This is a genomic window from Fibrobacter sp. UWB13 (assembly GCF_900177805.1).
Taxonomy (GTDB): domain Bacteria; phylum Fibrobacterota; class Fibrobacteria; order Fibrobacterales; family Fibrobacteraceae; genus Fibrobacter.
In genome coordinates, this window is the sequence record NZ_FXAX01000003.1 from 112,350 (window position 1) to 134,753 (window position 22,404).

The 22,404-nt window shown below is 49.4% G+C and carries 14 protein-coding genes and 1 tRNA gene; 5 read left to right on the forward strand and 10 right to left on the reverse strand.

Annotated features, from left to right (window positions below; genetic code table 11):
- Window positions 1–111: 111 nt before the first annotated feature.
- The 4 genes from B9Y77_RS12990 to B9Y77_RS13005 form a co-directional block, all read right to left on the reverse strand.
- On the reverse strand, window positions 112–939 hold the full coding sequence (locus B9Y77_RS12990) for a hypothetical protein (protein WP_085491939.1): 828 nt from the start codon (window positions 937–939) through the stop codon (window positions 112–114).
- A 68-nt stretch (window positions 940–1,007) separates the two neighbouring features.
- Window positions 1,008–1,445, reverse strand: a complete 438-nt coding sequence (gene dtd, locus B9Y77_RS12995) for a D-aminoacyl-tRNA deacylase (protein WP_073425108.1) — start codon at window positions 1,443–1,445, stop codon at window positions 1,008–1,010.
- A 3-nt stretch (window positions 1,446–1,448) separates the two neighbouring features.
- Window positions 1,449–2,465 (reverse strand): asparaginase, encoded by a 1,017-nt coding sequence (locus B9Y77_RS13000; protein ID WP_085491940.1) that lies wholly within the window; start codon window positions 2,463–2,465, stop codon window positions 1,449–1,451.
- Window positions 2,462–3,439: a gluzincin family metallopeptidase gene (locus B9Y77_RS13005; protein WP_139829326.1), complete on the reverse strand. Its 978-nt coding sequence runs from the start codon at window positions 3,437–3,439 to the stop codon at window positions 2,462–2,464. Before B9Y77_RS13005 ends, B9Y77_RS13000 begins: the two co-directional genes overlap by 4 nt.
- A 104-nt stretch (window positions 3,440–3,543) precedes the next feature.
- Between B9Y77_RS13005 and B9Y77_RS13010 the strand changes: the two genes are divergently transcribed.
- Both B9Y77_RS13010 and B9Y77_RS13015 read left to right on the forward strand, forming a co-directional pair.
- Window positions 3,544–4,374, forward strand: a complete 831-nt coding sequence (locus B9Y77_RS13010; protein ID WP_073425111.1) for a DUF4423 domain-containing protein — start codon at window positions 3,544–3,546, stop codon at window positions 4,372–4,374.
- 1 nt (window position 4,375) lies between these two features.
- Window positions 4,376–5,911, forward strand: coding sequence for a hypothetical protein (locus B9Y77_RS13015; protein WP_085491942.1), 1,536 nt, complete (start codon window positions 4,376–4,378; stop codon window positions 5,909–5,911).
- 324 nt (window positions 5,912–6,235) lie between these two features.
- Here the strand turns inward: B9Y77_RS13015 and B9Y77_RS13020 are convergent, their stop codons facing one another.
- The gene (locus B9Y77_RS13020) at window positions 6,236–7,585 is read right to left on the reverse strand and encodes an MATE family efflux transporter (protein ID WP_085491943.1); all 1,350 of its coding nucleotides are present in this window, start codon (window positions 7,583–7,585) and stop codon (window positions 6,236–6,238) included.
- A gap of 141 nt (window positions 7,586–7,726) precedes the next feature.
- On the opposite strand from B9Y77_RS13020, the gene ychF reads away from it, so the two are divergent.
- Window positions 7,727–8,824, forward strand: coding sequence for a redox-regulated ATPase YchF (gene ychF, locus B9Y77_RS13025; RefSeq protein ID WP_014545371.1), 1,098 nt, complete (start codon window positions 7,727–7,729; stop codon window positions 8,822–8,824).
- Window positions 8,825–8,959: 135 nt separating this feature from the next.
- On the opposite strand, the gene B9Y77_RS13030 is transcribed toward ychF, so the two are convergent.
- From B9Y77_RS13030 to B9Y77_RS13050, 5 genes are all read right to left on the reverse strand, one after another.
- Window positions 8,960–9,547: a hypothetical protein gene (locus tag B9Y77_RS13030; RefSeq protein ID WP_073425115.1), complete on the reverse strand. Its 588-nt coding sequence runs from the start codon at window positions 9,545–9,547 to the stop codon at window positions 8,960–8,962.
- Complete coding sequence (locus tag B9Y77_RS13035) at window positions 9,547–12,015, reverse strand: formylglycine-generating enzyme family protein (RefSeq protein ID WP_085491944.1); 2,469 nt, start codon at window positions 12,013–12,015, stop codon at window positions 9,547–9,549. Before B9Y77_RS13035 ends, B9Y77_RS13030 begins: the two co-directional genes overlap by 1 nt.
- A 68-nt stretch (window positions 12,016–12,083) precedes the next feature.
- Window positions 12,084–17,375 carry an excinuclease ABC subunit UvrA gene (gene uvrA / locus B9Y77_RS13040; RefSeq protein ID WP_085491945.1) on the reverse strand — a complete coding sequence of 1,764 codons (5,292 nt, stop codon included), beginning with the start codon at window positions 17,373–17,375 and terminating at the stop codon, window positions 12,084–12,086.
- Window positions 17,376–17,505: 130 nt separating this feature from the next.
- Window positions 17,506–19,365, reverse strand: coding sequence for a hypothetical protein (locus B9Y77_RS13045; protein WP_254900039.1), 1,860 nt, complete (start codon window positions 19,363–19,365; stop codon window positions 17,506–17,508).
- Between the two features lies 1 nt (window position 19,366).
- Window positions 19,367–20,200 (reverse strand): TIGR02147 family protein, encoded by an 834-nt coding sequence (locus B9Y77_RS13050; RefSeq protein ID WP_073425118.1) that lies wholly within the window; start codon window positions 20,198–20,200, stop codon window positions 19,367–19,369.
- A gap of 180 nt (window positions 20,201–20,380) precedes the next feature.
- Between B9Y77_RS13050 and B9Y77_RS13055 the strand changes: the two genes are divergently transcribed.
- Window positions 20,381–20,456, forward strand: a tRNA-Asp gene (locus B9Y77_RS13055).
- A gap of 158 nt (window positions 20,457–20,614) precedes the next feature.
- Complete coding sequence (locus tag B9Y77_RS13060; protein ID WP_073425119.1) at window positions 20,615–22,339, forward strand: SpoIIE family protein phosphatase; 1,725 nt, start codon at window positions 20,615–20,617, stop codon at window positions 22,337–22,339.
- Window positions 22,340–22,404: the final 65 nt, after the last annotated feature.

Below are 22,404 nucleotides of genomic sequence, written 5' to 3' on the forward strand. Positions count from 1 at the left end.
AACTTAAAAAGTAGTAATTAGTTTTTAGTCAACGGTCTGTAGTTATTTATAATTGCGCCGAAGGCGCCAAAAATTAATCTAATAACTAATGACTAAGAACTCGTAACTAAATCAGTGGTTTTCGAAATGCGCGACGTCGGTGTTGAGCAGTTTCCAGAGTCTAGCGGCAAAAGGCGTTGCCCATTCCTTTTCAGGCGCCACGCGAGTCGTCGTTGCGGCGGTAAATTTGGAGTAAGTGAGGGCAACAAGTTCACCGTAGCGGGCATCCCACATGCTCCACACAATTTGCCATGTGAAGCCACCTTTTTTGCCCAAATCAGGGTCCATTTCCACATTCAACACTAACGGAATCGTCAAATAACGGAGTTCATAGCGGCTAGCAATTCCGTTCAACAAGTCCTTTAGCTTAAACGGCAACTGGCGAGCAATCGTCTGTTCCACACCATCGCGCTCTTCCCACGGAGTCACGTCATCCAAGCGTTTGCCTTCCACGAATTTTTCAGCAAGAAGTTTTGCAGACAAAGAATCGACGTAAGCGGAATCCGTTTCCGGCACACGCATACCGACAATCATCAAGTCTCGTTGCATTTTCGGGAACGCTTTTGCAAACAAAGAATCTTCGATGCGGGCAAGATCAAAGTCGAGGGCATCGGCACTGAAGCTATGGCACATTTTGCAGTTTTCGGGGCGAGTCGCCGTTACCTTGAGCGAAGGGAAAACGCCCACAACAGCATTGGAATCGATACGGCTAAATGCGACCTGGTTCCATTCGCGGTAGAACTTTTCGTCTGTGATATTCAGCACGATATCACCTTGCGTGCCACATTCCGTGCAAGGAGCATCCGCCATATCGCCGCCTTCGGGAGCGCTATCGCGCGAACCCACACAAGAGACGAATAGCATTGACGCGAACAACAACATAAATTGCAAAACTTTCATATAAAGCTCCAAAACATTTTGCAGAACAAGACTTGACTGGATGGGGCTACGTCCCAATGCGCAAGGCTTTATTCTAGCATTATAGTAAATGGACCGTCGTTGACGAGGCTCACTTGCATATCGGCACCGAATTTTCCGGTTTCTACGACAGCGACTTCTTTTTTGCACTGTTCAATAATGTACTCGTATAGTTCATTGGCGAGTGTCGGGTTGCCAGCACCATTGAATGTCGGGCGATTGCCCTTATTGCAATTGGCATACAACGTAAATTGAGAAACAAGCAAAAGCGAACCGCCGACATCCTTGATGGAGAGGTTCGTCTTTCCGTTTTCGTCGGCAAAGATACGGAGCGCAAGCATTTTCTTGATGAAGCGGTCGGCGATTTCGCGGGTATCGCCCTCGCCTACGCCAATCAGCACAAGGAATCCCTTGTTATCAATTTTACCGACAGTTTGACCTTCAATATCGACTTGAGCCTTAGTGACTCGCTGGATGAGGAATTTCATTTTTTAGCTCTCTAGAAAAATCTTTTGAATGGCCGCAGGGTCATTCGTGACGGTTAATGCAAGGCGCAAGAGAACGGCGGCTTTAGCAGGGGGCAAATCGTAAGCGGCAATCGTTCCTGGCACAAGGAGCTGTTCTGGGACAATGCGACCGCGATTGATTCGCGTAGAAATCACGACGGGGATATTCTTTTCTGCGACAGCATCTGCAATCGCACTAGCCCATGCACGAGAAAATTCGCCAGCGCCAGCGCCAGCAATGATAAGCCCTGCCGAACGTTCCGCCGCAAAGCGCACGAGTTCTGCATCAGCATCAGCGTTAAAGTAAAGGACGGTAACGCGCGGCAATTCGCGCAAGTTCGAGATGTCGAACGATTTTACGAAAGGGAGATGTCCGCTTCCTTCGACTTCGCTCAGGGCAGGCTCTGGCAGGCAAGACAGTTCATGAGGCGGGCATGACAATTCAGCAAATGCATCCAAATCATTCGCGTGAATCTTTTGCACCGAGCGAGCGTTCATTAATTTGCCTGCAAAGGCGATGTAAACAGCACAGGATCCTATCGCCTTCGGCTCCAGGATGACATTCGGGCATGACACTGCGTTTTTCACGGCAAAGAGGAGGTTTGCGGGACCGTCCGGTTCTGCAGCGGTAGCGGGTCGCATCGAACCAGTCAAAATCACAGGCTTCGCGGCAGTCTCAGCAGCATTTAAAACTAAGCTCAAAAATAAAGCTGTTTCTTCCATCGTATCGGTCCCGTGCATAACCACGATACCGTCGACATCTTCGCGCTGCAAATGCTCTCGAATCCGGCGAGCCAAAGCAATCCAAAGTTCAGAAGTGATATCGTCCGAATTGATATTGCAAAATTGCTCCACACAAATGTTTGCCACATTCTTCAATTCCGGAATCGCATCAATCAGCGTTTGCGCCTTGATTGAGCCCGACTTGTACCCAATATTTTTACCTAGCTCGCCCGCGCCAGCAATTGTACCGCCCGTCGCGAGAATCACAATATTTTTCATTTTACAGACTCCAACAAATCACGGGCGGTCATTCCATAATGCTTTTTCAATGCACCATCGGTACCGAGCTCTTGCAAATCCTGCAAGCATTTTGCAAAATTGCGAAACGCATCCGCACCGCCGCCATCACGCCATAAAAGTTCTTGGACCATTCTCTTCGAGAACCAGTAAAGTTTCTTTGCCTTTTCCGTATTCGATTCATTCACAAAAGGGTCCGTAAGCGATTTGAGATTCGGGTACGACCCAATCGGGCGAGGCTCATCGTTATGCGAGCCGTCAACCACCATCGCAATGCCCTCGTTCATCCACAGCGGCACCTGCGCACGCGTCATAGAACGAACAAATGAATGCGTCAGTTCATGGAACAACACCGGGCGATAAACTTCACGGTAAGCCATCAAGTTCACAGGCACACGCAACTTGCCATCAAAAACAGCAGCCACCCAGTCCGGGCGCGGTCCCACACCTTGATATTCCTTCTCCTGGTACAGTACCAAACTCATCTTGTTTTCGGGCAAGAAATCGAACAAATTACTAATCGAATCGTACGCTACTTCCAAAACGGCAAGAGCTTCCATCACATCTTTTTTAGAGGGACTACCATCAAATTCCAAACGAAAATGCATCGACTTTTCGACGCCAAGATTTTCCATTTCCTGTTCTAGGCGCTTCGCTTTTACGATAAAATAATCCAGCTTTTCGCTCATAAAATCCAAAGATTCAATGTAACTTACACATTCCTTATAGCGTTCCTGCTCAAGCAGGAGCCCCGCCAAATGCATTCGCAAGTTCGTATCGTTCGGTTCTGCCTTTAAAAGCTCACGGACATTGCGTTCGGCACATTTCCAGTCACCCGCCGCAAGGCAATCGTTCGTCTCCTTAACCATCGCTTCACGCTCTTCAAATTCGGCATTTTTCTTGCTATAGGTGATAAAAACGAACGCAACAAAGATAAAGAGTACCAAAAGTACCACAAATAACGATCCCTTTGGGGATTGACTTCTGTTTTTTCGCATGGTAAGATTAATCTAATAATTTTCCGAAAAGAATTTAAAGTATATTTAGCATAGGTTTGGTTATGGCAGAAATCTTTGATTACGATGACTACCGGGATATGATCAAGGATTATTACTTGGAGCATAAGAAACACAACTCCTTGTATTCCTTCAGCACTCTCGGCAAGACGCTTGGCTTGGATTCAAGTCACGCTTACTACATTGTTCAGAAAAAGCGCAATCTCCCCGTCCACGCAGTCCCCGCCGCAAAAAAAATGCTCGGGCTCGACGGTCGCGGAGCCGCATACTTCGACTTATTGATTGTCGCATCGCGCACGAAATCCGAAAAGACAAAGGCTGAAATCCTGCAAAAGGCGTTCCAGCTGCGCGACGTGAAGCGCCATTTGCTCAAGGACAACGAGCTCAAGTATTTAAGCGCCTGGTGGACAATCGTCGTAAGAGCGCTTATCGAAGTGAAACACGGCAACGTGGACATCCCGGAAATCGCAAACAGCGTGATTCCGCCTATTACCGAAGAACAGGCGCAAGAAAGCATCGAGATTTTAAAGTCGCTCGGCTTTATCCAGCCGATCAACAACAACAGCAAAGTCCGCCTCGCCGACCCGCACATCACGGTCCAAGGTGCCGAAAAGGCCGAAGCCATCCGCAGTTTCCATTCGAAGGTTATGCAGTTTGGCATCCGCTCGCTCAATGAAATTCCGCCAGAGAACCGCGACATTTCGACCATCACCATGGCGGTCGATTCCAAGGGATTCGAAGACCTGAAAAAGATGCTCAAGGAATTCCGCAAAGAAATCCAGATTCGCGTTGACAAGTGCATTGTCCCTGATCGCGTTATGCAGTTGAACCTCGCTTTATTCCCCGTCGCACTCAATAAGAAGAAGGAAAAATAAAATGAAAAATTTTAACAAGCTTCTTTATTTGGTACCCTTTGGTCTCCTCGCTGCCTGCACAGCAAGCAACGACACGGCAGGGAATACGACGGAAATTGAAAACGCCATCGCCATCCGTGTTTTTGACGACGGTGCACCGGCTGCCAAAGTACGCTACCAGGTGCTCCCCTCTTGGTACGTAGCCGACACCGCCGAAACAAGCACCGTAAAGTACACCTACGAAGGCGAAACCGATACAAACGGTTGGGTGCATATCGACGGCCACCAGAACGGATCTTACACCATCAATTTCACTAAGGGCGATTCTTCTATCGTCTTGCAGTACACGCTCAACAACCTGAACCACGAATACACGCTCGACAGCGCATCGCTCGAAGCGGTCGGCACGGTCAAGGGTCTTGTGGACTTGCCGGACTCCGCCAACTACGCCTGGGTTGCCGTCCAGGGCGTGAACACCATTGTCAAGACCGATACGCTCGGACAGTTCGTCATCCAGAAGGCTCCATGCGGGAACCTCACCGTGAGCGCCTGGGATTCCGAAGACCTCAGCTCCATTGGCGGAACCTCCGCAGTTGTGACCTCGAACGACACGACGGATCTCGGCCTCATCGAGAACCCGAACAAGGTCGTCCCCGAGAACGCCATCCGCTTTATGCCTTCCGACTTGATTTCGGACTGGATGCGCCCGCTCAGCTTCCCGACCGTACTCGTCCTGCGCCTGACTGAAGAGAACTTCGACTTCTCGAAGGCCGAAAAGGACGGAAGTGACATTCGCCTCTACGACGGAAGCAACAACCTCATTCCGTTTGAAATCGACGGCTGGGATACGAGCATCAATAGCGCCACGCTCAACATCCGCGTCGAAAGCGCAGCTGATACCGTCAGACCGTGGATGCTCATGTGGGGCGACAAGAAGGCAAAGAAGATTGAAGACGTCGATGTTTGGGAAGGGCTCAGCGATTCGCTCGTCAGCGCCCTCAACAGCGTCGAGGTTTTGAATTTCGAAGCAGGCACCGACTTAAACGCACTGCCCGCGCCACTTAACTACAACTGGTACGTACAACCGCACGATAGTGCAACGGTCAAGAACAACCTTGACCAGAAGCCGACCAACGGCATCGAAAAGGCTGACAGCACCATCTTCGGCAAGAACATGCTGCATGTGCAGTACCAGGCGAACAAGCTCGGACGCTACGTTGTCATCGGAACGCGCATAGCCGCGCACCAGCACGACTTGAGCAGACTCGACTCCGTGGAAGTTTGGCTCAAGGGCAGCGGGGATTTCGAAGTATTCCTCGAGACGATTGTAGAATCCGATACAAACTACAAGACCTCGTATAAAGGAAGTGTCAACGAAGAATGGACTCGTGTCGCCATCAAGCCATCCGATTTCACAAATCCGGACAAAAAAAGCTACCACGGCTGGGACGTGACACGCAACAAGATTACGCGCTTTACCATCTTTGTGTACAACGGCACGGATATCTGGATTGATAACGTCAGAATGTACGGGATCAATTTAGACGACTTGCTGTAATAACCCACTCTAAGGCAATTAAAAAGCCCCCTGTAAGGGGGCAAAAAAAAATGCCGGTTGGGATTAGAAGCTCTGTTCGGCAACTATCGAATCACGTCATTTTCGGTGAAAATCGATCAGAAGTCTCCATCCGATTACAGAAGCATCAGTTCTCCAACACTAACTGACGCTTTTTGCATCTAATCCCAAATCGGCTATTTGAACACTCGTAAATTACGTTTATTTAAGCCCCTTATCTCAAGAGGGCTTTTTTCGTCCGTTGACAAAATGTCAAATTTTTGGCAATAGCGCCCGTATGGGCTAATCAGAAAACAAACATTTACATTAAAAACGGGTATGTTTTACCCGATAAATGTATATCCCCGCCAAGACCATAATGGTCGTAATCCAGCTCACCGGATAAACCACCATCAGCGAAGCGAAGGAACGATACTGCGGGAATACAAAAATAACCCAGAGGATTCGTATACCACAAACGCCAACCACGCAAGTCAGCGCCGGAGCCAAAGACTGCCCCATGCCTCGTAACGCGCCTGAGAAAACGTCCAAAAAGACATTGATAAACAGCACGCCAACCACGACGTACATGCGGATAGAACCCGTTGCAATAATTTCGGGATCGGACGTATACAACGAAAGCAAAGGCTTTGCAAAGTAGCAGCAAAGCATGCTCAACGCAAACGTAGAAGTCGTCGCAAGCAAAATGGTCCACCGGACTGCACTACGGCAGCGCTCCAGATTTTTCGCCCCGTAATTTTGCCCCACGAATGTCACGCACGCATGCGAGAATGAATTGAGCCAGTAATAGACAATGAACTCGTAAGTGAGCGCCGCCGCAGAAGCCGCCACAGTTGCAGAACCAAGGCTGTTGATGGCCGACTGGAGGCAGACATTGCTAAACGAGAACACAACGCCCTGAAGCCCCGCCGGGAGCCCCACGCGCATAATGCGCCCGAGAAACACAGGCGTAATTCTCAACTTCCAGAATTCGAGCTTGAACGGTCCGACTTCGTGAAGCAAGAAGTAGAACAATGTCCCCGCACTCAGCGCATTTGCAATCACGGTCGCAAGCGCAACCCCCGTAACGCTCATGCCAAAACCTGCGACAAAGAGGACGTTCAGCAACACGTTGATAGCGCCCGTCGCAAGGAGCACGTAAAGCGGGCGTTTTGTATCGCCTTTGCCACGCAGGATTGCCGCCACAAAGTTATAAAGCATAACGAACGGAATCCCCGCAAAATAGACTTGCAGATAGCGCACCGCCAAATCCAAGACATCCGCAGGTGTCGAAATTGCCGAAAGGATCGGCCGCGCAAAAAAGACTCCGATAAACGAGAGCAAAATTCCGCTTATGAACGAGACAATCACGGACGTGTGGACACTGCGGGTAATGGCACGATAGCTCTGCGCACCGATGGAATTCGCGACAACAACATTTACGCCAACAGAGATGCCTACGAACAAGTTTATCAGCATGTTGATGACGAACGTATTCGCACCGACCGCCGCAAGTGCCTTGTCGCCAGCGAACTGTCCGACCACGGCAATATCTGCCGCATTGAACAACTGTTGCAAAATGCTTGTCGCCGCAAGCGGAACGGCAAACCTCAGAATCTTACGACCGAGAGGTCCGTTCAACATATCCATATTCGTCTTTAACGCATCCGTTGCCATACAGCACCTTAAAACCGCGGCAAATTTAGATTTTTACGCTTTAAGCTTAAAGGGCAATTTTCTACCTTTACATCGCAAAAACAGGTGACTAGAATCGCTATAGGATAAAGCGATTACAAGCGCCACAAATCGGAGATTATCATGGGTTTTAAATGCGGCATCGTAGGCCTCCCGAACGTAGGCAAGAGCACAATCTTCAACGCAATCACTAACGCAGGCGCAGAATCCGCCAACTATCCGTTCTGCACCATCGACCCGAACGTCGGCATGGTCAGCGTCCCGGATGCCCGCCTCGATGAACTTGTGAAGGTCTACAACCCGAAATCCATCGTCCCGGCTGTTACAGAATTCGTGGACATCGCAGGTCTTGTAAAAGGAGCTTCCAAGGGCGAAGGTCTCGGCAACCAGTTCCTCACCCACATCCGTGAATGCGAAGCCATCATGGAAGTGGTGCGCTGCTTTGATGACGAAAACATCATCCACGTGAATGGTTCCGTGGACCCGATCCGCGACGTTGAAGTGATTGAAACGGAACTTATCCTCAAGGACTTGGACACTGTCGAAAAGCGCCTCGCTACCGAAGCAAAGTCTGCACGTACCGGTAACGCCGAAGCCAAGGCTCGCCTCGCCGCTTGCGAACTTTTGAAGACTACTATGGAAGAAGGCCGCGCCGCCCGCACCGTGATGCACGACAGCGAAGAGATGGAAGGCATCGTCAAGGACCTCGGACTCCTTACCGCAAAGCCGCTCTTCTACTGCGCGAACGTCAAGGAAGACGACATCCTCACCGGTAACGCTTACGTGGACCAGCTCAAGGAATACGCTTCCAAGCACGGTCACGACGTCATCGTCATCAGCGGCAAGATCGAAGAAGAACTTTCCGCCATGGAACCGGCTGACAAGATTGAATTCCTCAAGGAACTCGGCATGAAGGAATCCGGACTCGATTCCGTTGTCCGCAAGGGTTACGAAATCCTCGGCCTCCGCACGTTCTTCACCGCAGGCGAAAAGGAATGCCGCGCATGGACGTTCCACGCAGGCTTCAAGGCACCGCAGTGCGCAGGTGTCATCCACACGGACTTCGAACGTGGCTTTATCCGCGCCGAAACTTTGAGCTACGCCGACTTCCTCAAGCACGGCAGCTGGAACGCCGCCAAGGAAGCTGGTCTCGTCCGTACGGAAGGTAAGGAATACCTCGTACAGGATGGCGACATCATGTACTTCCTGTTCAACGTGTAATGGCGCCGGTGGCGCAGTAGGAAGTAGACAGTAGGCAGTAGACAGTAGGCAGGACTGCTATAGGAAAGTCTTACTGCTTAATGTTATAGAAAAGGTCGCGAGTGCTGAACTCGCGACCTTCTTTATTATCAAGACCTAACCTTTTTTCGCTTTCTTCCGTTCGCGGCGAGCAATCACCATCGGGCGAACAAGCGTTGCGATGTTCATCGCCGTTCCGATTAAAATCAGGAAGCTTGCGCAGTATAACCCAACGCCACCCTCAACTTTTAATAGCGGAATTCCAAGAGTAGCCCCGATTTGCGAAAGCTTCATCAGCAGCGACCACAACGAAATCATGGACAAAAGTCCCATCACGATTGACGCTAGCGGAACAATCCAAGCAAACACAGCCGCCAAAACGATAGCCGCCACAATACCGTACAAATGATGGACAGGCTCCATCTTCGGGTAATTCGGCATTTGCGTCTTGAAATGATCCAAGATCTTCGGATTTTCCTTGACCATGCGGTTCATCTGGTTCAAAGCCGAGGATTTAACAGTTTCATCCAAATTAACGCCCGATGCAATCTGGTAAAACGTCATCTGAGCAATCGGCTTGCTATCGTCTTTTGCCGAGCAAGAAACATTTGCCAAAGGCATCAACAAAGCAAGCAACACGAGCAAATACGGGAATGCCGTCAGTTTCTTGAAAATGCTTTTTTCCTTATTAGAATTATCACTCATTATCTTTTTTCCTGAAGAATTCTTTCAAGCGGGAACACACAGCGGAAGCCAATGAAATCAGACCAGTAGCGAGGATCTTCATCGTCACGCACAGTCATGTTCAACTCTTTCGCCCTATCCTTCCAAGAACCACCCTTCAAAACTTTGCTTGTACCCCAATAAGAACCCGTTGGATTCGAGTCTTCAATAGAGAAGGTAATCGCAAAGTAGTTGTCACGAGTCCACTCCGCAACGTTACCGGACATATCGTAAAGTCCCCAAGCATTCGGAGATTTCGTAGCGACATCGTGCGGACCATAAGCATCATTGCCCTTGCCCATCTTCAAAGAGTTTTCGGCAAAAACGGCATACGTGCCGACACTCATGACATCATCTGCTGTCCAGAGAACACCATCGTTGCTACCGGCACGACCCGCAAATTCCCACTGGGCTTCAGTCGGCAAATCACCGCCAAGCACCTTGCAAGCGTACTGAGCATTATCCCACGTGATATTCTGCACCGGTTTCTTTTCACCCTTGAACACAGACTTGTCCGGATAACGCTTTGCAGAATCCAAGCGAGCCATGATCTTCTGGAAAAATTCCTGAGTCACTTCAGTTGTATGGATTGCAAATGGGGACATGGACACGACCTTACCACGGAAGCGGAACGAGCCAGAATCAATGATTGCAACCGTTCCACGAGTCGCGTGTTCGACAATATTTGCGCCCGGAGCAGTCTTAACCGTATCCACCGGAGCAGAAGACGAAGAGCTTACGATTGCAGATGACGAAGAAGACTCCGGTCCCTTTCTGAGCCATTCTACCACTTCTTTTTCCATAGCGATATGTCTCGGCAAAGTAAACTTGCCCTTGCCCACGTAAAGGGAATCGCCAAGGCGGAAGCCAAGCTTTTCATAACGGTACTGGTAGCGACCGACAAGATTTCCTTCCTTGAACACCCATACCGGCTTGTTGTTCACAAGGAACAAAGTCGTCACGAGATTGGAGTTTCCAGCGGCAAGCATCTCGACGAGTGAATCCATCGAAATACCATCGACAACGCCCTTCCACGATACCTGGACACGACCTCGGTCTGCACCAAAGCTCAAGTTCAAGGAATCGACCTTAGTAACGACAACCGTTTTCTTTGTGGTATCTACCGCAGCCTTTTTAGCCTTGCCCTTCGTCACTTTCTTAGTCGATTCTACAGGAACCGTAATGGTATCCGTTCTCACGATTTTTTCAACGGCAACAGGCTTTATGTTAATCTGAGCCGGGAGCGTCTGGAGACTATCAAGCTTTTCGTGGAAAGCCTTGTATATATTGCTCACATCCCCGAGCTTTTTATTGCGCCACATGGTCTGCGCTTCTTTGCGCTTGAGGTTGTAGTGAGTAACATAGTTGCGATAATCCTTATCCGATTCTGCAAGTCCGAGAGAATCCGCAGACTTGATAGCCGGATAGAATTTCGAAAATTCCATCGTATCCACGCGGTTCACATTCTTATCGACATCTGCAGAGAATACGTCATAAAGGGTTTCTGTTTCTTCGAGCGTTTGAAGGGCGTACACCTTATCAAGCGTGACAGACGTTTTCGCCGGAGCGGAAGTACTAGAAGAAGATCCGCCAGAAACAGGAACAGCGCTTGAACTAGAAGCACCAGCGTCAAAGCTAGGAATAACAATTCCCGAACTAGAGCTAGAACCTGCAATAACAACAGCCGGAACGGATTCGCTTGAACTCGAACTTTCAACAACAGCAACCGGAGTTGCCTCGCTTGAACCAGAAGCAACAGAATCAGGGCTTGGGAACTTCACATTGAATGTGAGCACGTTCCCCGGCTTAAGCACACCCGCATCCACGTATGGAAGCTTGTCCGGAGCACCGAACGAAAAGACGTAAACACCATCCTCTGCTGGGAAAAGGGCACGGGTTCCCGGTTTCATTTTTGAATTCAGAGACAGAACATCCAAGTGCTTTTCATCGGACTGGATTTGCACCATCCCCGGATGATTGCTTTCGTTCAAAACCTGCCACTTGCCATTCTTCATGAACAGAAGCTTCGATACACGAGGGGAATAAACATATTCCGCATCGAAATAAATGTCGGCTTCGTCCTGGAACGCTTTATACTGGCGAGAGGCGTACAAGCGGAGTCCGATAACTTCACGAGCGCCTAAATGATTATCCTTGAGATTAAAGGCATGGAGATTCTTGTATTCTTCCGGTTTTGCCTCACCCGAGAACCACAAGTATTCTTTCGCCGATTTTTTATGACGGAGATAGAGACGATTGGGATGCAACGGGAACACCGGTTCCTGGGAAATAGCAACAGAGCTATCCAATGCGATAGCCTTATCCGTTGCATGTTCTAGAACATTACCAACCTTGAAATGACTCGGATTCAATTTAAAGTTGCGATCTTCATCTGCCATGGTTATTGCTGGCACCAGCAATAAAAGCGGAAGCAATCGGGAAATGTTCATAAGCGCTCCTGTCTTATTAAGGCTCTTCTTCTCAAAAAAAATAATTTCTTCTAATCAAATTAGTTCCATTATTTTGTAGAATTAGCCCCCATTTCAAGCAAATAACCGCCATTCGAACCACCGACAGGACCCAATTCAACTTTCCAGTCAGCCAAACGGATAATATCGGGGTGGTGTTCAATGACAATGACCGTATCGCCACGCGCCGAGAGTCTGCGCAAAAGATTCCAGAGGATTTGAATGTCCTTCAAATGGAGACCAGTTGTCGGCTCATCGAGGAGGTAAACCATTTCTGTTGCCGGACGGCGGCAGAGTTCAGCAGCAAGCTTCAAGCGCTGGGATTCGCCACCCGAAAGCGTTGTGACCGGCTGACCGAGTTTCACGTACGGGAGGCCCACATCGCGGAGGCATTCGAGCTTCGGCAAAATTTTCGGCTGATCCTTGAAGAACTCGCAAGCTTCTACGACACGCATATCAAGTACATCGGCAATGTTCTTGCCCTTGAACGTGACTGTAAGCGTTTCCTGATTGTAGCGCTTGCCACCGCAGACTTCGCAAGTTTCCCAGATGTCCGAAAGGAAGTGCATTTCGACCGCGACTGCACCACGGCCCTCGCAAGCGGGGCAACGGCCTCGCGCAAGGTTATAGCTAAAGCGACCGTAATCGAAGCCCTTCATCTTGGACTGTTCGAGTTTGGCAAACAGTTTGCGGATATCGTCAAAGACACCCGTAAAGCTCGCCGGCGTACTGCGCGGCGTTCCCGAAATCGGACTCTGGTCGACAAGCAAAACCTCGCCGCTCTGCTTTTTGCGACCGCGAGCCTGGAACTGCTTTTTGAGAGCCGGGAAGATTTCATCTACGACAAGCGAACTCTTGCCCGAACCCGAAACGCCACAGACAACGCTCACAGCCTTCTTTGGGAATTTTACAGACAAATTCTTAAGGTTATTCGCCTTGAGGTTCTTGAATTCGTAAAATTCAGTATCATCCGTAATCTGCACGGGCTCCAGCTGGTTTGCCACCGGCGTGGAATACGTGAGGAACTTGACGGTTTCGCTGCGCGGGAACTGTTGCAGAGCATAAGGCTTCGCAAGTTCTGCTGGAGAGCCTTCGGCTACGACTTCACCACCAAAGTCTCCCGCCCCCGGACCCATATCAATAATGTGGTCTGCGGCTTGCATCATCTTGAGATCGTGTTCCACAACCACGAGCGTATTGCCAAGGTCACGCAAGCGGTAAAGCGTGTCCAAAAGTTTTGCAGTATCGCTTTCGTGAAGGCCGACGGTCGGTTCATCAAGCACGTACAAGACGCCTTCGAGACCGCTACCAATCTGGCTTGCCAAGCGGATGCGCTGCGACTCGCCACCGCTCAAAGTATCGCCCGCACGGTCAAGGCCAATATAGCCGAGGCCCACGCTAATCAAAAAGTCCAAACGGCCAATGATTTCGCGGAGGAGCGGAGCGGCAATTGTCGTCTTGCTTTGGATGGATGCGGACGTTGCATTTTCTTCGTTTGCGAAATCGACTTTTGCAAACCAATCGCGAGCTTCGGCAATGCTCATGTGATGCACGTCCATGATGTTCTTGCCCAAGATGCGCACCGCAAGATATTCAGGCTTCAAGCGTTCGCCGTGGCAGTCGGGGCATTCTTCGCCATCCTTGAAGTGACCAAGACCAAGGCAAGTTTCGCAAGCACCCCAATGCGTGTTGAAACTGAAATGTTTCGGGTTGAGCGCAGAATCCATGTACCAGCCACATTCCGGGCAACCCGGCTTTTCACTAGCAGAAAGGCGTTCTTCGCCATCGCAATCCACGTACAAAATGCCGTTACCATCGCGGTAGCCGCGTTCAAACGCTTCGACCAAGCGGGCACGATTTTCTTCCTTGACCACCACGGAATCCACAACAGCGAGCAACTGTTTTTCGCGAATGGGGATTTTCGGCAGCGGAAGTTCAACGAGCTTTTTGCCGAGATAAGCCTTGCGGTAACCCTTTTCCGTGAGAATCTTGGAGAGCTTAATTTCGTCCTTGATTTCGAACGGAGCAAGAATCGTCACCATCTTGTTGAGGTCACGGTCAAACGCATGCTGCATCAAGTCGCCCGTTGCATATGAGCTGACCGGCTTTCCGCAATGGAGGCAGTGAGCCGTACCCACGCGAGCCCACAAAATGCGGAAGTAATCGTAAATTTCAGTGAGCGTTGCCACCGTACTGCGCGGACTCTTGCTTGCGCTCTTCTGGTCAATAGCAATCGCAGGGGCGAGGCCCGAAATGGAATCAATGCTACCACGGTCAGGGCGGCCCAAGAAGCGGCGAGCATATGTGCTGAGTGTTTCCACAAAGCGGCGCTGTCCTTCGCTAAAGAGCGTATGGAACGCGAGGCTCGACTTGCCCGAGCCCGAAACGCCCGTAATCACAGTGAGCTTGTGGCGCGGAATCGTCACGTCGATGTTCTTGAGATTGTGTTTGCGCGCACCATGAACTTCGATATCGAGCGAGTAATCTTCGCCCTTTTCGTCCGTACGTTCAAAATGCTTGTTTTCGCCGTGCTTTTTCGCAAGCACCGGAGCCAAATAACGCCCCGTCTCCGACTTTTTGCACTTGGCAATTTGTTCGGGAGTTCCCGTTGCAATAATGCGGCCGCCATTCACGCCCGCATCCGGGCCCAAATCGATAATCCAGTCCGCACACTTGATCACGTCGAGGTTGTGTTCAATCACCACGACGCTGTTGCCGAGACTGCGCAAGCGGTTCAAGCATTCCAGCAATCGGCGGATATCTTCAAAATGCAAACCGGTTGTCGGTTCATCGAGCAAGTAAAGCGTCTTGCCCGTACCCGGACGGCGCAGTTCCGAAGCAATCTTCACGCGCTGCGCTTCACCACCGCTCAAAGTCGTCGAAGGTTGACCAAGTGTCAAATAGCCAAGGCCCACTTCGCAAAGGAGCTTGAGCGGTTCTGCAATTTTCGGAATGTCCTTGAAAAATTCAGCGGCTTCGGCAATGCTCATGTCAAGCACTTCAGAAATATTCTTGCCCTTGAAATAAACTTCTCTGGTCGCTTCGTTAAAGCGCTTGCCATCGCACACATCGCAAGTGACTTGTACACTCGGCAAAATGTGCATATCGATGACCTTCACGCCAGCACCTTCGCAAGCGTCACAGCGACCACCCTTCACGTTAAAGCTAAAGCGGCTCTTCGTGTACCCGCGCACCTTACTTTCTTCCATGCCGGCAAACAAGTCGCGGATATCGTCCCAAATTTTAGTATAAGTTGCCGGGTTACTGCGCGGAGTACGTCCAATCGGCGTCTGGTCAATTTCGATGACCTTGTCGATGTTTTCTAGACCTTCCAAATGGTCAAACTTGCCGACCGGTTCTTCGGAATTGTAGAACACACGCGCAAGTTCACGGCGCAAAATCTGGTTGATAAGCGTACTCTTGCCCGAGCCCGAAACACCCGTCACTACAGTAAACGCGCCGCCAAGCGGAATTTCGACATCGACATTCTTGAGGTTGTTTTCGCAAGCACCGCAAATCTTGAGCTTTGGCGTATTCTTGTCAATTCTCATGCGCTGCGACGGGATTTCAATCGCTTTGCGACCGCTCAAGTACGCGCCCGTAAGTGACGACTTGTTCTTCTCCAGTTCGTCGACCGTGCCAGCCGCCAAAATGCGACCGCCCTCGACACCCGCGCCAGGGCCCACGTCAATCACGCAGTCCGCATGACGCATCGTATCCTCGTCGTGTTCCACGATGAGAAGGCTGTTGCCTTGGGCTCGCAAGCGCTCGAGCATCTCGAGCAACTTATCGTTGTCACGTGGGTGCAGCCCAATGCTCGGTTCATCAAGCACATAAAGCACGCCCTGCAAGCCCGCCCCCACGGCGCTTGCGAGCCTGATACGCTGCGCCTCACCGCCCGAAAGCGTCGAAGCCTTACGACTAATGTCCAAATAGCCAAGGCCCACGGCCTTCAAAAATCCAAGGCGACCACGAATTTCCTTGAGCACTTCGCGACCGATGCGCTGTTCCTTGGGGCTCAACTTGAGCTTGTCAAAAAACTCGACAGACTTTTCGACGGACCATTCCGTCATCTCGCAAATGTTATGACCGTGGAAATCGACAGCCGCCGCAATGCGGTTGATTCGCGTTCCGTGACATTCCGGACAAACACCGATCTGCATGTACTTTCGGAAGTGGTAAATATGCCACATATCCCAAAGTTCCTGCATAATCGTCACCACGCCGCGTTCGCTCCCGCTCGGAGTCCCGTACAGCACGGCATCCTGTTGCGCCTTCTTGAGTTTGTTCCACGGCGTATCAAGCGAAAAATGCATTTCGTTTGCAACCGTGCGCAAATTGCGCCAGCCAAAATCGCTAAAGATGATGCAGCCGTCATCCTTCTTTTGCGGGGCAAGGCAGCCCTCTTTCAACGACAAATTCGGATTCGGGACAATCAAGTTAATGTCAAATTCGCAGCTTTCGCCAAGACCCTTGCATGCGGGGCATTGACCCTTCGGATCGTTAAAGCTAAAGAATCGCGGTTCAAGTTCCGGAATAGAAATTCCGCACTTCGGGCAAGCGAGCTGCGTACCCTGCAAGCGGTATTCTTCCTTCGCGGCACCATCCGCGCCCGCCTCTTGCGATGTCAGCAAGAACGACACGAGCTTTCCGTCCGTGAGCTTGAGCGCACCTTCAATGGCCTCGCGCAAACGGCTCATGTTCTTGCGTTCGAGCGTCAAGCGGTCAATCACCACTTCAATCGTGTGCTTCTCGTAACGCACCAACAGTGGCACTTCTTCGAGCCTGTAAATCGTCCCATCCACGCGCACGCGGACAAATCCATTTTCCTTGAGCTCCGCGAGTTCCTTGCGGTATTCACCCTTGCGCTCCTGCACAATCGGCGCCATCACCAAAATCTTTTTGTTCTCGTCGCTAGCGTACAAATTATCGACAATCTGATCCACCGACTGCGCCTGAATCACTTTGCCGCACTTGGGGCAATGCGGAACGCCAAGGCGCGCAAACATCAAACGGTAATGGTCCAAAATTTCGACCACCGTACCCACCGTACTGCGCGGGTTACGGTTCACCGTCTTTTGGTCAATCGAAATCGTCGGCGAAATTCCGCGAACACTTTCCACATCCGGGTGCTTCATACGCCCGATGAACTGGCGTGCATACGCCGAAAGCGACTCCACAAAACGGCGCTGCCCTTCCTGGAACACCGTATCAAAAGCAAGGCTCGACTTGCCCGAGCCCGAAACGCCTGTGACCACGACAATCGAGTCGCGGGGAATCGTCAAATCAACATGGCGGAGGTTGTGTTCATGCGCATCACGGATTTCAATAGATTTCGTCATGGACGCAAATATAGAAAAAGAGGCCCCAAATGTCTAAAAATTAGTGAACATTTGAACAGAAATTAGATAGAAATAGCCACGATTTCTCGTGGCTATTCTTTCCTCCTAACAATACAACTCTCAGACTTCTTTACTTACCGCATTGGTCGTAAGACCCGAACTTATCGACAACAAATTCGCCATCCACAGGGAACTGAAGACGAACCGACGTAATTTTTCCGATGGCATCTTCAATCTTTTCACTAGATTCCTCGTCGACATTCTTGAAAGCCTTCCAAGAAACCTTGCCCCACGTCATGTCGTCGGAATATTCAACTTCAGCATACCAGTATTTATTTGCAGAAGCATCAGTAACGAGCGCGATTCTAACAAAGCTGTCAGTACTATAATGAATGCAGAAGCCATCCCACGCACTGATGTCAGCGGTTTCTTGTTTCGAACTGACCGTATTAAAGCCAATCGTTGCAACCTTATCCAAATCATAGATACCGTCATCCGACTTCACGTATCCCGTAAACTTGTGATACTTGCTTACCAAGGATTCAGTGACATAGCCATCATCATCAGCTTCGACATCATCGGGGAAGCCGAAACTATACGTATCCATTTCATCTGGAGAATTCGTCCAAACGCCGCCAGCTGCTGCACCAGAGATGCCGAGATCCACGTGGTCACCATCTTTAGAGCCATCCCACAAGAAGCTCTTTCCAGACTTGTAGCTAGAAGATTCCGTAGGCTTCACTTCCTTGAATTCGCCAGATTCCTTGACAGAAAGATTTTCCGGCACCAAGGCGCTAATACGTCTGATTCCGACCATCGTTCCGGCCTTGTTTTCCTTTGCGAACTTGAAGCGAATCTTTGCCAGATGCTTAAGAATATCGCTATCGGAACCCTGCAGGGCATCGGCAAATACCACACAGTTCTTTTCCATATCGTTGTTCTTGGTAAAAGTCATTGTCTTGCTCTTCTTTTCAAGGGTGCCCGCCGAGGAATCCCCAGGAACAAGTTCCATTACAATATCCATTTGCGATTCATATTCCAAGCACATGCCCTTCCACAAACCAGACACGTCTGCCGTATAAATGAAATCCTTGTTCTTTTTAGTGGTTTTCCCTGCAACAAGGAATTCAAAACCGACATCCGGATTGGAGTTAACATCATTAAAGATAACATGGCCATAATAACCTTCATGACTTTCAATTCTTTTGTCCAGCTCCGTATAATCTTCGGGAAAGACGCCGAATTCGGGGAGATCATACATCCATTCATAATAGGCATGGGAAGAATCTTCAAAGAAAGTCATCGTACCAGAAGTTCCTTCATCGCCTTTAGCATAACCTGTCTTTACGCGAGCGCCGTCTGATTTACCAATCCACAAATCCGAGCGAACATAAGGAGACAGACGTTGAATGCTAAATTCACCCGTTGAACCCGACTCGCCCACAAAAACGATTTGCACAGAACGCACCTTCTTGACAACATCGGAACCATCCGTTTTATCCGATTTTTTCATCTTGAAATCTTCCCAAGATGCGCAATGGCTTTCGGATCCGGAATCCTTCATATTCAGACTGACGAAAGGCACATCCTTATCCACAGAAGAACTTGCGTAGTCAGCCGTATCGAGGCGGACCTCCACGGTAAAGTCAGACTTGTACGAGACGCACAAACCATCGCTCCCCTGAGAAAGATCGGTCGGAGAACCATCCTCGTTGGAAACGTCATAGGCGATACCGGCACGTGCAAGGTCATCACCGGACTTTTTCAGCGAAACACGACCGAGCAAAGCGCTCTTGCCATTTTCCAGCTTAATGTCCGATCCCTTCATGACGTTCCAATCCTTAAGATTGGCGGATTCATTCCAGAATGCGTTTTTTTCTTCGGTAGTTCCAAAATTTTTGGAAACCCCGGATTCGTCTGAACACGCCGTTAATGCAAGGGCCCCTAACAACCCCAAACACAAAACGTTAGTTCCAATGTATTTATTCATATCAGCCCTCATTATTTTTATGTGTATTTTTAGACAAAGGGAACATCTGCAAGTTCAATCGATAAACTTGACACGGTTCCTTACTCATGTTGGCAATCGCCACAATCTTTCTGCGACAGGAATCCAGTTCCCGCACAATCTGTTCGTAAGTTTCTCGGTCAATCCCCATGGTCACACCGGAAACATCACGCTCATGAATATCATACTCGTCAATAGCCTTCTGCGCAAAGCCAGCCATTTCACGGTGCATGGAGCGAACCACCAAAGGCATCACTTCGGAATTGCCGACCAAAGCCTTATCCGTCTGCACATAGACATTTTTGGACTTGCGCTGCAAAATCCCAACACTGACCATAAAGTCCAAGGATTTACGCACTTCATCCGCAGTGATCGGCTGCCAGCACATTTCGGCAACATCTTCGGGAGTTGCCCCCGGCATCATCGCCACCAGTTCGCGCAAAACAGGATTTTTCCAAGACTCAAAATAAGTGAAGGCATCTCCATCAACTACACGAATCTTGTTTGCTTCCGCAATATCCTTCATGCTCGCAAAGGCGTTCTTTTTCGTTTCGTCATCCTTCGCCTGGTTATAGCGCACCAAACTGCGGAAATAGGCATACTCGAAGCCGCCCAGGTTCATGGCAGATGCCACCCTTTCAATACCTAGTTCGCTAAGGCTACTTTTCCCTTCGCACACCAACTTCAGGTAAGTCGGCGATGTGAAGCCAGCCAGACGAGCGAACTCACGCCACGTAAACGAGCAAGTCCTCTTACGTTCATCGTAAAAATCCTGCATGCAGCAGCGATAGTCACGATATTCTGTTACCGGTTTCATAAGATCTCCCTATACGAATCATTTCCCTTCATGACTTTAATATAACATTTTTTGTATCATTAGACAAGTTTTAAATGATACAAAATTAAAAAAATTGATTTTTTTTACAAAAAGGACTTGACTGAATCAAAACAAGTTTTTAAATATGGTCTACCGATTGAGAAATCAGTCGAACCACTTGGGGTGGTAGCTCAATTTTGGTTAGAGCACCGGCCTGTCACGCCGGAGGTTGCGAGTTCAAGCCTCGTCTATCCCGCGAAAAAGACTTCTCGAAAGAGAGGTCTTTTCGTTTTTTGACGCTTTTTGCCGTTTTCGTCCTCCAAAAGCCATTTTAAACTATAGTCGCAATTGGAAGAACGCATTTTTCCTCCTTCTCCAAAAAATGTTTATATTAAAAATTAAGAAGGAGTTTTTATGAAGAATATTCATAAATATATACTCATCGCCATTATTTGCGGGCTTATATTCTTTGTTCTCGGATTTCCCTGCCGAGAACTTTTCAAGATTTCCGACACAACTGAAGTCCGCATTGTGGCAGCGCTCCCCTTATTGTTCGGTATTTCCTTTGGATTTGCAGGCGTCCTCGGCTGCGCGATTGCAAACCTCATCGCCGACATCATGTCAGGCTATGACGCGATTATCTTCATCCCAGGATTTTTCGTCCAGATTATTTACGGTTACGTCCCCGCCGTGATTTGGAACAGGCTCCGCAAAAACGACAAGAACAAGTTCAAGCTCGACAAGGTTTACAAGAATGTGCAATACATGCTCATCGTCATCCTAGATTCACTTGCGGCAGCGTTCATGGTCGTAAGCGTCATCAAACTAAAATTTGACGAACACTATTTTTCGATGCTCTCGGCAAACATTTTCTTCAATCAATTTATCACAATGGTGATTATAGGGTTTCCGTATCTAATCTGCGCCTCGCTCATTTGCCAGAACAACATACGCAGAAAGCAGAAAAAAAATGCTAAGTTCATCTTTTCATTCTCGCTCAACGAAAAATTCATCTTGTTTTTTCTAGTCACGAGTATCGTTATTTCCGTAGCGATCGGTATTACAAGCTACCCAAGCATTGCGCTTAAATACGGCGAGAACAACCTTAACCTCTGGAACTACGTTTACTTTTACATCGGCGCCATACTGAACATCGCCATCTGGGTTTCACTCGGGTTCCTCTACTACATGGAACGCACCGTCACAAAGCCTATCGAAAGCATGAGCGAAATCGCAAAGACTTTTGGGCAGAACAAAGATATTTACGAAAGAATCCATAAGACTCTGAAAAAATGCCAAAAATACGTCTACTTTACCTCCGAAGTCGGCAAGCTCGCCCGCTCGTACCAGGAAATGGCAACGGAACTGGACGATTACGTGAAGCACTTGACCGAGGCAACAGCCAAGCAACAGAAAGTCCATACGGAGCTTTCCATTGCAACGACAATCCAGCGCGCATCGCTATCAAAGCCCGTTAATGTTGAAGGTTTTGACAATTACGCTATGATGCGCCCCGCGCTTGAAGTTGGCGGCGACTTTTACGACAACCTCATGATAGACGACGACCACCTCGCCCTTGTGATCGCTGACGTTTCAGGCAAAGGCGTCCCAGCAGCACTCTTTATGATGGTCTCCAAGATCGTGTTGAGACACAACTTGCAACACGGACTCTCGCCCGCCGAAGCCCTCAACCGCGCAAACGATGAACTCGCCGAACACAACGTTCACGACATGTTTGTCACATGCCTTTGCGGTGTGCTGAATATCAAGACGGGGCACCTCGTCTATGCCAATGCAGGTCACGAAAAACCGTTCATCAAGCATGAGAACGGAGAATTCGAGGTCGCCACCCTCAAAAGCGGTTTTGTCCTCGCCGGCATGGAAGGCTACAGGTACAAGGAATTCGAAGTGCAGCTCAAGCCGGGCGATACGATTTTCACCTATACCGACGGCGTTCCCGAAGCCACAAACGAAAAGGACGAAGAATTCGGCATGGAACGTTTGCAGAAAATTTTGAACGAATCCAAAGACGATTCTATCCGCCTCCTGTGCCGCAAAGTCCGCATGGCAGTCAAGGAATTTGCAGGGAACGCCCCGCAATTCGACGACATCACGATGCTAGCGTTCAAGATGAAATAGATTACGCTATTCCAATTTAGACCAAGACTTTATTATTTATTTGACACATTTTAAGTTATTTTCTT

What these genes read in the sequence shown, in the direction of transcription:
- B9Y77_RS12990 (WP_085491939.1), bottom strand. Translation starts at nt 939, where the DNA reads ATGAAAGTTTTGCAATTTATGTTGTTGTTCGCGTCAATGCTATTCGTC.
- dtd (WP_073425108.1), bottom strand. Translation starts at nt 1,445, where the DNA reads ATGAAATTCCTCATCCAGCGAGTCACTAAGGCTCAAGTCGATATTGAA.
- B9Y77_RS13000 (WP_085491940.1), bottom strand. Translation starts at nt 2,465, where the DNA reads ATGAAAAATATTGTGATTCTCGCGACGGGCGGTACAATTGCTGGCGCG.
- B9Y77_RS13010 (WP_073425111.1), top strand. Translation starts at nt 3,544, where the DNA reads ATGGCAGAAATCTTTGATTACGATGACTACCGGGATATGATCAAGGAT.
- B9Y77_RS13015 (WP_085491942.1), top strand. Translation starts at nt 4,376, where the DNA reads ATGAAAAATTTTAACAAGCTTCTTTATTTGGTACCCTTTGGTCTCCTC.
- B9Y77_RS13020 (WP_085491943.1), bottom strand. Translation starts at nt 7,585, where the DNA reads ATGGCAACGGATGCGTTAAAGACGAATATGGATATGTTGAACGGACCT.
- ychF (WP_014545371.1), top strand. Translation starts at nt 7,727, where the DNA reads ATGGGTTTTAAATGCGGCATCGTAGGCCTCCCGAACGTAGGCAAGAGC.
- B9Y77_RS13030 (WP_073425115.1), bottom strand. Translation starts at nt 9,547, where the DNA reads ATGAGTGATAATTCTAATAAGGAAAAAAGCATTTTCAAGAAACTGACG.
- B9Y77_RS13035 (WP_085491944.1), bottom strand. Translation starts at nt 12,015, where the DNA reads ATGAACATTTCCCGATTGCTTCCGCTTTTATTGCTGGTGCCAGCAATA.
- uvrA (WP_085491945.1), bottom strand. Translation starts at nt 17,375, where the DNA reads ATGACGAAATCTATTGAAATCCGTGATGCGCATGAACACAACCTCCGC.
- B9Y77_RS13045 (WP_254900039.1), bottom strand. Translation starts at nt 19,365, where the DNA reads ATGAATAAATACATTGGAACTAACGTTTTGTGTTTGGGGTTGTTAGGG.
- B9Y77_RS13050 (WP_073425118.1), bottom strand. Translation starts at nt 20,200, where the DNA reads ATGAAACCGGTAACAGAATATCGTGACTATCGCTGCTGCATGCAGGAT.
- B9Y77_RS13060 (WP_073425119.1), top strand. Translation starts at nt 20,615, where the DNA reads ATGAAGAATATTCATAAATATATACTCATCGCCATTATTTGCGGGCTT.